General features: G+C 49.1%; 1 protein-coding gene. It reads right to left on the bottom strand.

Going from position 1 to position 228, the window contains the following annotated elements:
* Positions 1–228, bottom strand: a 228-nt coding sequence (locus NLF92_RS13910) for a DUF294 nucleotidyltransferase-like domain-containing protein (RefSeq protein ID WP_254102870.1), incomplete at both ends; no start/stop codon positions are given.

Genomic DNA, 228 nt, shown 5'->3' with positions numbered 1-228 from the left:
TGGCCTCGTCTAGTGACAGCCGAAGCGCGGGATTACTGGCCATTATGTTGCCATCGCACAACTTTATGCCGCACTTTGCTAGGCCATTGCAAACATATTCCGACATCTTGGAAAAGTAGTCAGCCTGCGCTTTAGTCGGGGCCTTTGCCAATAACAAGCCGTTGTCTTGATCCGAACCCATTGTTTGATCTTCTCTTGCCTGAGAACCATACACAAGCCAAGCAAACA

Origin of the sequence: Opacimonas viscosa, assembly GCF_024199005.1 — a bacterium.
Taxonomy (GTDB): Bacteria; Pseudomonadota; Gammaproteobacteria; order Enterobacterales; family Alteromonadaceae; genus Opacimonas; species Opacimonas viscosa.
The sequence above is the reverse complement of the archived record's forward strand: the minus strand, read 5'-3'. Positions and strand labels throughout refer to the sequence as shown.